The 10,380-nt window shown below is 62.4% G+C and carries 10 protein-coding genes; 4 read left to right on the top strand and 6 right to left on the bottom strand.

The genetic code is table 11. The annotated features are described in order from the left end of the window. Positions 1 to 11: 11 nt before the first annotated feature. The gene (locus tag ACYVHK_RS00555) at positions 12 to 1,934 is read right to left on the bottom strand and encodes a bifunctional diguanylate cyclase/phosphodiesterase (RefSeq protein ID WP_460526501.1); all 1,923 of its coding nucleotides are present in this window, start codon (positions 1,932 to 1,934) and stop codon (positions 12 to 14) included. A gap of 37 nt (positions 1,935 to 1,971) precedes the next feature. Next, positions 1,972 to 2,688, bottom strand: coding sequence for a transglutaminase-like cysteine peptidase (locus ACYVHK_RS00550; protein WP_460526499.1), 717 nt, complete (start codon positions 2,686 to 2,688; stop codon positions 1,972 to 1,974). A gap of 200 nt (positions 2,689 to 2,888) precedes the next feature. On the opposite strand from ACYVHK_RS00550, the gene ACYVHK_RS00545 reads away from it, so the two are divergent. Beyond that, positions 2,889 to 4,682 carry a TolC family outer membrane protein gene (locus ACYVHK_RS00545; protein WP_460526497.1) on the top strand — a complete coding sequence of 598 codons (1,794 nt, stop codon included), beginning with the start codon at positions 2,889 to 2,891 and terminating at the stop codon, positions 4,680 to 4,682. A gap of 73 nt (positions 4,683 to 4,755) precedes the next feature. Here ACYVHK_RS00545 and rraA read toward each other — a convergent pair whose 3' ends face one another. From rraA to ACYVHK_RS00530, 3 genes are all read right to left on the bottom strand, one after another. Then, positions 4,756 to 5,235, bottom strand: coding sequence for an RraA family protein (gene rraA / locus ACYVHK_RS00540; protein ID WP_460526495.1), 480 nt, complete (start codon positions 5,233 to 5,235; stop codon positions 4,756 to 4,758). Between the two features lie 98 nt (positions 5,236 to 5,333). After that, positions 5,334 to 6,143 carry a 4-hydroxy-tetrahydrodipicolinate reductase gene (dapB, locus tag ACYVHK_RS00535; protein WP_460526493.1) on the bottom strand — a complete coding sequence of 270 codons (810 nt, stop codon included), beginning with the start codon at positions 6,141 to 6,143 and terminating at the stop codon, positions 5,334 to 5,336. Next, the gene (locus ACYVHK_RS00530; protein WP_460526491.1) at positions 6,140 to 6,538 is read right to left on the bottom strand and encodes an outer membrane protein assembly factor BamE; all 399 of its coding nucleotides are present in this window, start codon (positions 6,536 to 6,538) and stop codon (positions 6,140 to 6,142) included. Before ACYVHK_RS00530 ends, dapB begins: the two co-directional genes overlap by 4 nt. 255 nt (positions 6,539 to 6,793) lie before the next feature. Between ACYVHK_RS00530 and fur the strand changes: the two genes are divergently transcribed. From fur to ACYVHK_RS00515, 3 genes are all read left to right on the top strand, one after another. Continuing rightward, complete coding sequence (gene fur, locus ACYVHK_RS00525; RefSeq protein ID WP_460526489.1) at positions 6,794 to 7,234, top strand: ferric iron uptake transcriptional regulator; 441 nt, start codon at positions 6,794 to 6,796, stop codon at positions 7,232 to 7,234. Then, on the top strand, positions 7,231 to 7,938 hold the full coding sequence (gene aat / locus ACYVHK_RS00520; RefSeq protein WP_460526487.1) for a leucyl/phenylalanyl-tRNA--protein transferase: 708 nt from the start codon (positions 7,231 to 7,233) through the stop codon (positions 7,936 to 7,938). Before fur ends, aat begins: the two co-directional genes overlap by 4 nt. 66 nt (positions 7,939 to 8,004) lie before the next feature. Further along, a complete protein-coding gene (locus ACYVHK_RS00515) occupies positions 8,005 to 8,736 on the top strand; it encodes an aspartate/glutamate leucyltransferase (RefSeq protein WP_460526485.1) in 732 nt (243 codons plus the stop codon). Positions 8,737 to 8,745: 9 nt separating this feature from the next. Here ACYVHK_RS00515 and ACYVHK_RS00510 read toward each other — a convergent pair whose 3' ends face one another. Continuing rightward, positions 8,746 to 10,377, bottom strand: a complete 1,632-nt coding sequence (locus tag ACYVHK_RS00510) for a methyl-accepting chemotaxis protein (RefSeq protein WP_460526483.1) — start codon at positions 10,375 to 10,377, stop codon at positions 8,746 to 8,748. Between the last annotated feature and the right edge of the window lie 3 nt (positions 10,378 to 10,380).

Raw genomic sequence — 10,380 nt, 5'->3', positions numbered from 1 at the left:
TATATCGACGGTTAGTGCGCGTTCCTGGCCTGCAGGGTGGCGTAGGGACCGGTCATGCCGTGGATGCCCAGTTGTCGTAGAGACTGCCACTCCGCCTCGGTATGCACCGCCTCGGCAAGGACCACCAGGCCGGCACCGCCCGAGACGCCGACAATGGCCTTCAGCAGTTGTTGGTTACCCGCCTGCTGGTCGATATTGCGGATAAAGCTACCGTCGATCTTGAGGTAGTCCAGCCGCAGGTCATACAGGGCTGGGATGCGGCCAAACTGGCGACCGAAGTGCTCGATCCCGAGCTTGCCACCATGACTGCGCACCAGCGCGGCCAAGGCTTCCAGCCGCTCGTACTGGCCACCCAGCCCCAGCTCGTTCACCTCCAGCCAGAGCCGCTTGCTCACCGCCCCCTGCCGCGTCAGCAGGTCGGACAGCGCACTGAAGAAAGCCGGATCGGCAATCGAGATCGGCGCCAGATTGACCGCCAACTGCTCATCGCTGCCCTGCAGTCGCTGGCAGGCCAGCTCGATGGCGATCAGATCCAGTTGCGACAGCAAGCCCAGCCGGGCCGCCATGGGCATGAACTGCCCTGCGGTCAGCAGGCCGCCATCGGCCGCCTGTAGCCGCAGCAAGACCTCGTGATGCAGGATTGCACCGTCGCGATCCAGCACCGGGAAACTGGCCAGCGTGAACTGCTTTTTCGCCATCGCCTGCTCCAGCAGGCCGCGCCATTCGGCCGCGTTATCGGCCATGCCGGCTTCCGATCCTGCCAATACCAGCGCCTGCTTGCCTTCGGCCTCCGCCTGCGCCAGCGCCTGGTCGGCCATGGCCAGCAAGCGGCTTTCACTATCCTCGCGCACAAAAAAGGCAATGCCACCCTGGGCCTCGCCAGCACCATCCCCCATACCTGCCAGCTCGGCCAGCACTTGCAAGGCGCTCCGGCCGAACGCTTCCGCCTCGGTACGTCCCACCCCCGGTAGCAGGATGGCAAAGTCCGCCCCGTTCAGGCGGGCAAGCAGGGCATCGGGCTGTGGTTCCAGCAGCTTGCCTAAGGACGACGCGACAGCTTGCAGATACTGGTCCGCGGCAGCACGACCATGCAGGCGGTTGAACCCGGCCAGATCATGCAGGCGCAGCAACAGCAAGGCGCCGTGGACCGCCGCCTCCTCCTCGCTCAAGGTCTGCCGCAGACGACCCAGGAAATGGTCGCGGTTGGGCAGGCGCGTCAGCGCATCGCGATTGGCCTGCGTACGCAACTCGTCGATACGGTCGGCCTGCTCGGCAAACATCGCCCGCACCCTGTCCACCATGGCATTCATGGTCCGCACTACCAGGCGCAACTCGATCACATCGGGTTCACGCATGGTGATGAAGTTACGCTCGCCGATCGCCGCCGCCTGCTCCACCAGCTCTCGCAGCGGCTTGCGTACCCAGCGTATCAGCACCGTGACGGCCAGGCCGGATACCAGGCCGGTCAGGCTCATCACCAGCAAAAAGGTCAGTGCACCATTCCACAAGGATTGATAGGCAAAGCGCTCATGCGCCACGACCACGACGCGCCCCGCCTGGCTCCAGCCGCTGGAAACCTGGGCCACACCAGGCTTGACCTCCAGGGGTACCAGCCGAGGAAACCAGCCCGGCACCCGATCCGCCGCGGCATCGTTGCGCCGTTCGATGACTGTCTTGCCATGGACATCCTCATAGCGGATCAAGCGGAAGTGACCGGAATCGAACAAGGCGCTGACCATCAGCTCCACCATGGCTGGGTCCTTGCTCTGCTGTGACATGGACAGGGCCAGCGAGGCGGCATTGTCGGCACTCTGCGTCAGCAGTTGCTGCTCCAGATATTGCCGCGCGGTGACCAGGTTGACGGCAAACCCCCCAATAAAGGCGAGGGCCGTGGAGAGCAGGACAATCAGCCAAAGCTGTCGAAGCAAGGACATGGTTATTCCTTCCCGATGATTCGATAAAACATGCACTTCATTGTTCAAAACCCTCGCTATGCATACGCGCCAGCAATTCAGTCCAGCGTGACAGCCGCTCTACCGGTGAGCTGGCCTGCTTGCCCCCCCCGACCCACACGCCATTGCTATTGAAACTGAATACCGGCGTCAGATCGGGCCGGCGGGAAGCAGGTCGGATATCACCGATCAGATTATCCAGAACCAATGGTTCGGCATCGGCCTGGGCGTAATAGGTCAGTACCATATGGGCCTGACTGATGGAGCTCGAAGCGCCACCTATCTTTGCCTTGACGTAGGTCAGGCGTAATTTGTCGATGGGGACACCGAGGTAGCTGAGCGTGAAATACTTGGCAATAACAAAGTCCTCGCAATCGCCAGCGCCACGCCCCAATGTTTCAAGTGGCGTTGCCCAATAATCCACCTGCCCCCATATAGCCGGATCATCACCAAAAGCAATCTGCCGATTGAAGAAATCATTGACGGTCTTGAGCCGTTCCAGCTCGCTACCACCAGCACCATCGCGCATCAGGTCGCGCCAGGCCTGGAATCTCGGGGCCGGCGTGGCGCCCCAACGCTGTGAAAATGACTTGAACAGGATATCGAAATTCGGCAAGCCGAATGCCAATGTCATTGAGAAAACTATTACTATACTGCCAAGGCACCACCGCATCAGGCGGAGCCAAATCTTTGTCATGCTGGGATATTTGTATTGAATGCGCTGATTCAATGGCATCGAGCTATCAATCGCCGCTGCTGCTTATCCACAGGTTAATTAGCCTTAACTAATCAAAAGTCGTTGATTTATATGTGTTTTATATTTTATTCAGCCGATACAATAAGCATATTCAGCGGAGCGGCAGATAGTCATGCTGTCGCATTGTCGGCTCTGGCCGACGAGTACCCGAAAATACCTTACAGGAAAGACCGACGCAGATGAAGACGAATTACGGGTTTGCCTTGCTGGCCAGTGTGGCTTGCCTCTTGCCAGCCGTGGCGGGTGAACAACCCACGACGCTGAAAGCGGCCATTGAACAGGCCATCATGCAAAACCCGGACGTACTGCTGCGTTACCACTCCCTGAACGCAGCCGGTCATGAACAGCAGGCCGCCAAGGCAGGCTGGCTCCCCAAGCTGGACCTGCAGGCCAATACCGGCCGCATGCGCAGCGAATCCCCCATCCTGCCGCGTCAAAGCTATACCGATACCGCCACCACACTGCAGTTGCGCCAGACCCTGTTCGACGGCTTCGCCACTCAGAACGATGTACGCCGGCTGAGCCATGCTCGCCAGGCCCGCTATTACGACCTGCTGGCCACCACCGATGACACCGCCCTGGAAGCTGCCCGCGCCTATATCGACGTCCTGCGCTACCGAGAACTGTCCGACCTGGCCCGCCAGAACTACGCCAAGCATGTCGAGATCCACGCCCAGCTGACCGACAAGGTCAAGGCGGGTGTCGGCCGCCGCGTCGACCTGGAACAAGCCGCCGGCCGCATGGCACTGGCGGAATCCAACTGGTTGACCGAGCAAAGCAACCTGCAGGATGTTTCCGCCCGCTTCCAGCGCATGGTCGGCGACTACCCCGCAGGCCAACTGGCCGCCCTGCCCAATCTGGATACGTCCCTGCCGCAGCGCGAGGGCTTCCTGGCCGATACGATCGCCCGCAATCCGGGCTTCCGCTCCGCGATCGCCACCATCCGGGCCAGCCGGGCCGACGCCGAGCTACGCAAGTCCAGCCGCTGGCCCACGCTGGAACTACGCGCAGCCCAGAGCTACGAGAAGAATCGCAATGGCCTGAGCGGCGAGTACAAGGATAGCAGCGTGATGCTGGTACTGAACTACAACCTGTTCAACGGCGGGGCCGACAGCGCGCGCATCCGCCAGTACGCCGAGCAGCTCAATGGCGCCTACGACCTGCGTGACAAAGCCTGCCGCGATATCCGCCAACTGGCCCAGATCGCCTGGAACGACCTCAGCCGCATTCAAGAACAGATCCGCCTGCAAAGCCAGCACGAACTCTCCACCGCCAAGGCGCGCGACGCCTATCGCCAGCAGTTCGATATCGGCCAGCGCTCGCTGCTGGACCTTCTGGATACCGAGAACGAACTGTTCGAGGCCCGCCGTGCCCTGACCAATGCCGAAGAAGACCTGAACTTCGCCAAGGTGCGCGTCCTATCCTACTCCAGCCGCCTACTGCCCGCGCTGCAACTGCGCCCGGTGGTCGACCCGATCAGCGACGACAGCGGCGGCCTGGATGCCAAGGACGGCCAACTGACCTGCAGCACCGAACTGCCGCCGCCGGCCGTGCTCGACAAGCAGAACCTGCCCAAGACCATCATCGTGCCGTCAGTCCAGGCACCGGTGGAAAACAGTGACAAGGCTGCCGTACTCGACCTGGCCAAGCGCTGGGCTGCAAGCTGGAGTGCGAAGGACGTGCAGGCCTACCTGGCCCTGTATGCACCGGACTTCAAGCCTGCCAATGGCCAGAGCCGTGCCCAATGGGAAAGCCAGCGCAAGCAGCGGCTGGAGAAGAGCGGCGAGGTCAGCGTCAGCCTGCCCATGCTGGAAGTCGCCCGGCTCGACGGCAAGCAGGCACGCCTGCAACTGACGCAGCGCTACAGCTCCGCCACCTACAACGATGAAGTGGAAAAGACCCTGGAGCTACGCAAGCTCGATGCTGGCTGGCGCATCGTCGAGGAGAATGTGACCAAGGGCGTCAGCCAGTAGGCCGGTCAGGTCGATACGACATCGACACAAAGACCGTAAAAAAGGAGCCCTCGGCTCCTTTTTTCTTTGGCGTCTACTCCACCGGCTCGCAGGCGATCACCAGACCATCCTCATCGGCATAGAGCCAATGGCCAGGGGTAAAGCTCACCCCGGCAAAATGCAGGACCAGGTCGCGGCAGCCCTCACCGCGCTTGATGCTCTTGCGGGGGTGGGCCGCCAGTGCGCGGATACCGACATCCTGGGCATTGAGCTCGGCCGTATCGCGCACGCACCCCCACACCACGATGCCCGACCAGCCGTTCTGCACCGCCAGCTCACCCAACTGACCGCCAACCAGCGCACAACGCAGACTGCCGCCGCCATCGATCACCAGCACCCGGCCATGGCCTGGCGTTTCCAGCGCGGAGCGGACCAGGCTGTTGTCCTCGAACACCTTCAGCGTGGCGATGGGTCCGGCAAATTGCAGCCGTCCGCCATAAGGCTGGAAGATAGGATCGGCGACCTGTACCCGTTCGCCGTGATGATCACTGATATCGGTGGTATGGAAACTCATGCTCAAGGCTCCGTCGTTGGACTCTGCGAGCAGCCTAGCAAAAAGGGAAGCACCTGGCTTCCCGTTCATCGACAGCGGCGGACGAAACGCAACACCTGCTACTTGAGATTCAGCACGTCCTGCATGTCGTACAGCCCTACCGGCTTGCCACGCAGCCAGCCGGCAGCACGGACGGCACCCTGCGCAAAGGTGGCGCGCGAGCTGGCCTTGTGGCTGATCTCGACCCGTTCGCCATCGGCCATGAACATGACGGTATGGTCACCCACTACGTCGCCGCCACGCACGGTCGCAAAACCGATGGTGGAGGGATCACGCGCCCCGGTCACCCCTTCGCGGCCATAGACCGCGCATTCCTTGAGGTCGCGGCCCAGTGCACGGGCAACCGCTTCACCCATGCCCAGTGCCGTACCGGACGGGGCATCCACCTTGTGGCGGTGGTGCGCCTCGACGATCTCGATGTCGTAACCCTCGTTTAGCACCTTGGCGGCGATTTCCAGCAGCTTGAAGGTCAGGTTCACCCCCACGCTCATGTTCGGCGCGAACACGATACCGATATCGGCAGCCGCGGCCTTCAGCGCCGCCTTACCGGCATCGTCGAAACCGGTCGTCCCGACGATCAGGTTGACGCCCTGTCGCCGGCAGATGGCCAGATGCTCCAGCGTGCCCTCCGGACGGGTGAAGTCGATCAGCACGTCGGCATCCTGCAATGCCGCTTCGACATCACTACGGATCAGGACACCTGTCTGCTTGCCCAGCGGCAAGCCGGCATCCAGACCCAACCCGGCCGAACCGGCACGGCCCAGTGCCACGGTCAGCGCACAGTCCGGCGCCGCCAGCACCGCCTCGATCAGCACCTTGCCCATGCGGCCGGATGCCCCGGCGATGGCAACGCGCAGGACCGCACTCATTGACCGGCTTCCTTCTGCGCCGCCTGCGCAGCCTTGGCAGCAGCACGCGGATCTTCCGGCGCCTTCTCGGCGACGCTGGCACGGGCTTCCAGTGTTTCGCCACCCATGCTGATCACGCGGTCGCCGTCGAACAGCACGTTATAGCGCTTGTTGTTCTGCAACTTGCCGCCACGGCTGTCGTAATAGATGTAGTCCCAACGGTTGGGATGAAAGGCATCGACCAGAAGGGGCGAACCGAGCACGAAGCGCACCTGGGCCCGGGTCATGCCGAGCTTGAGCTTGGCCACCTGGTCCGCGGTCACGGCGTTGCCTTGCGGCATGTCCAGCTTGTAGGGAGTGAGGTAGCTGCAGGCAGACAAACCGGCGAGCATCAGGGCAATCAGCAGTGTACGCATGGAGTACTTGAAAAAAGGTAGGAGCGTTGGAGACTGCGGCAAGGCGCGGAAGTGCCGTATCATACCTAGGTTCTGTTGCCATGGGTCTTGTCGCGGCATGGATTCGGGCCGGATATACGCCTCCGCCAGCGGCCCTGGCCCGCAGGCCGCCCGCAAACCCAGCGCCCAGGCGGTCGCCACTTGGGCAGCCAGGACTGTGCAACAGCAGCTACACTTCCTATCAATACCCTTATTCATACCATTCTGGACGCGATGATGAGCAAAGCAAGCGACCTCAAGGATGCAGGCCTGAAAGCCACCGGCCCTCGTCTGAAGATCCTCAACCTGTTCGAAACCAGCGAGCAGCGCCACATGAGCGCCGAAGAGGTGTACCGGCTGCTGCTTGACGAACAGGACGACGTGGGCCTTGCCACCGTCTATCGGGTGCTGACCCAGTTCGAGCAGGCCGGCCTGCTGGTAAGGCATCATTTTGAATCCGGCAAAGCGGTGTTCGAACTGAACCAGGGCGGCCACCATGACCATCTGGTCTGCGTGAAATGCGGCAAGGTGGAAGAGTTCTATGACGCCGAAATCGAGAAGCGCCAGGATGCGATCGCCGAAAAGCACAACTTCCTGATCCAGGACCATGCTATGTACCTGTATGGCGTCTGCGCGGACTGCCAGACCCGACTGGCGGGCAAACTGAAAAGCAAATGATCCCCTGGCTAGGCCAAGCCCTCGCCTTCCCACCACTGGAAACCGCCTTGCAGGAACCGAACGGCCTGCTGGCGGCCGGTGGGGATCTCAGCCCCAAGCGGCTGCTGCTGGCCTATCAGCAGGGCATCTTTCCCTGGTTCTCGCCGGGCGACCCGATACTCTGGTGGAGTCCGGACCCGCGCATGATCCTGGTGCCTGCCGAGTTGCACGTGCCACGCTCACTCGCCAAGACCTTGCGCCACAAACCCTATGAGATCCGCTTCGACAGCGCCTTCCGCCAGGTGATCGAGGCCTGTTCGGCCAGCCCCCGTCCGGGCCAGGACGGTACCTGGATCGTGCCCGAGGTCGTCGATGCCTACTGCCACCTGCATGCGCTAGGCTGGGCCCATTCGGCGGAATGCTGGATGGACGGCGAACTGGTCGGTGGACTCTATGGTGTAGCCATCGGCAAGATGTTCTACGGTGAATCCATGTATGCCCATCGTCCGGATGCCTCGAAGCTTGCCTTTGTCCATCTGGTGCGCTGGCTACATGAAGCCGGCTTCGGCCTGATCGACTGTCAGATGCGCACCGCGCACCTGAGCCGCTTCGGCGGACGCGAAATCAGCCGGGATGCTTTCGTGCACAGCATGCGCCAGTTGATACTTGAACCAGGTATTGCCGGTGCCTGGCGTTACCGGCAAGCTATGCCTGTCGAGCGCTGAAGGAAGCTTCCAGACAAGCTGCCGAATGCGCCCCGACCAGCGATTGAACAAACCGGAGGTTCCAACGTGAGCCACCCCAGCGACAGCCGCCTGATTCGCCTGCAGTTCTATGCCACCGCACCTTACCCGTGCAGCTATCTGGACGACCGCATGGCCCGTTCGCAGGTCGCCATTCCGGCCGAGCTGATCGACGCCAATATCTACAGCCAGCTGGTGCGCAATGGCTTCCGGCGCAGCGGCCTGTTTACCTACCGCCCCTGGTGCGACCAGTGCCGCGCCTGCGTGCCGGTACGGCTGCGCGTGGCCGAATTCCAGGCAGACCGTACCCAGCGACGCATCTTCAAGCGCCTGACGGGCCTTGAGGTCGCCATCCTGCCGCTGGATTACCGTGACGAGCACTACCAACTCTATCATCGCTACCAGCAGAGCCGGCATAGCGGCGGCGGCATGGACGAGGACAATCGGGAACAGTACGAGAATTTCATCCTGAAAAGCCAGGTTGACAGCTTTCTGGCCGAATTCAAGCTCGACGGCCAGCTCAAGATGGTCAGCCTGGTGGACCGGCTCGACGACGGCCTGTCCTCGGTCTACACCTTTTTCGAACCGGAAGACACCCAGGCGAGCTATGGCACCTACAACATACTGTGGCAAGTCGAGATGGCCAAACGCATGGGTCTGCCCTACGTCTACCTGGGCTACTGGATCAGCGAATGCCGCAAGATGGCCTACAAGACCCGCTTCCGGCCCATAGAAGGCCTGCAGGATGGCGCCTGGCGCTTGCTGCCCGACGCCGCCTAGGTCTTACCACTAGCTCGCCACCACCTTGAAGTGAGACACATGCTGCTGCAGTTCGCGCACCACCGTACGTAACTGCTCGGCCCCGCTGTCGATGTCGCGGATGGCTCGCGCCGCTGATTCGATACGCTCGCCGATCTCGGCCATGCCGATGGCCGTCTCCTCCGCCGCAGCCGCCTGCCCCCGGGTTGTATCGGCAATCTCGGCAGCCAGCTCCCGCATCTCTCCCGTACCGCGGACGATGGCATCCTGCCCTGCCATCGCGCTACTGACATCGGCCACCCCTTCACTGACACCGGCACTCAGTTGCCGCACCGCTTCGGCAGCAGAACGGGTGGCACCGCTGATCTGCTGGGTCATGCGGGCGATATCGGCGGTCGACAGCGAGGTACGTTCGGCCAGCTTGCGGACCTCATCGGCCACCACCGCGAACCCCCGCCCCTGCTCGCCGGCCCGCGCCGCCTCGATGGCGGCATTGAGCGCCAGCAGATTGGTCTGCTCGGCAATCTCCTTGATTACGGCGGCGACCGAATCGATCTGCGCCGCCGCCTCACCCAACTGCTCGATCATGGAGGATGACTGCTGGCTGGCCAGCGTCAGCCGTTCGCTGGCCGCTTGCGAACGACCCATGGTCAGTTGCGCCTGGCGCGCCGTTTCAGCAGCCTCGTTCGCACGATCTGCCGTGAGCTGCACATTGCGGGTCACGTCCTGGACCGCCACTGACAATTCTTCTGCCGCCGCACCGATACGGGCGGCGCGCTCGCTCGCCTGGTCGGCTAACAGGCGGGTATCGCCAGCCCGTCCCTTCAGCTCGCCGGAGATCCCGTCGACGCTGCCGACGGCCCGCTGGATCAACTGGATGGTATGGGCCTGCTCCTCAATCAGACGATTCACCGACCGGGCGGTATCACCGATCTCGTTCCGGCCGAAATCCGGCAACCGCCGCGTGAGGTCGCCCTCGATGCGTTGCAGGAAATTGCGGATGTGCGCCAACGCCCCGGCGATGCCGCCCGCAATCCACCATACCGCCGCAAACAGCAGGATCGCCCCCACGACGATGACGCCGATGATGGTGTACTGCACCTGCCGGGTCGTCGCCGCCTCGTCCTCATTGTTACGCTTGGAGTCCGCCTCGATCAGCTCGCTGAACTTCTCCATGCTGCCCTCGAGCTTGGCAAAGCTCGCAGCAAAGGACTGATAGGCCGCGTCGGCGTCCGCCGCATGCGCCGCAAACTTGTCGAGCGCCACCTGCGCCTGGGCCTCATAGGCCTGAAGATCCGGCTTGAGCGCCTCCAGCGCGGCGCGCTGCGGTGGCGGCAGATCTGCCTTGTCGTTCTCACCCATCAAGCGCCGGAAATTGCCGAGATGCTCGGCCAGATCGTCGCGCACGCCTTTCAGTTCCTCGGCCGAGGGGCTCGCCTGGCTGGCCAGGCGGTACATATTGAGCACATCGGAGCGGATGGCGTCATGCATCATGTCCGCCTCGGTCTGATTGCGCAGCACCGTGACGATCCTCTCCGACCGGGCGATCGCCGCCACCAGGTTATGACTGCTGACATAGCCCACCAGCCCGACTACCAGCATGATCAGCATGGCAATCACGCCGAGCAGCAAAAGCCTAGCCTTGATCGTGATATGTTTCATCGT

The organism is Chitinimonas naiadis, assembly GCF_054780835.1.
This window is presented reverse-complemented; position numbering and strand designations above follow the sequence as displayed.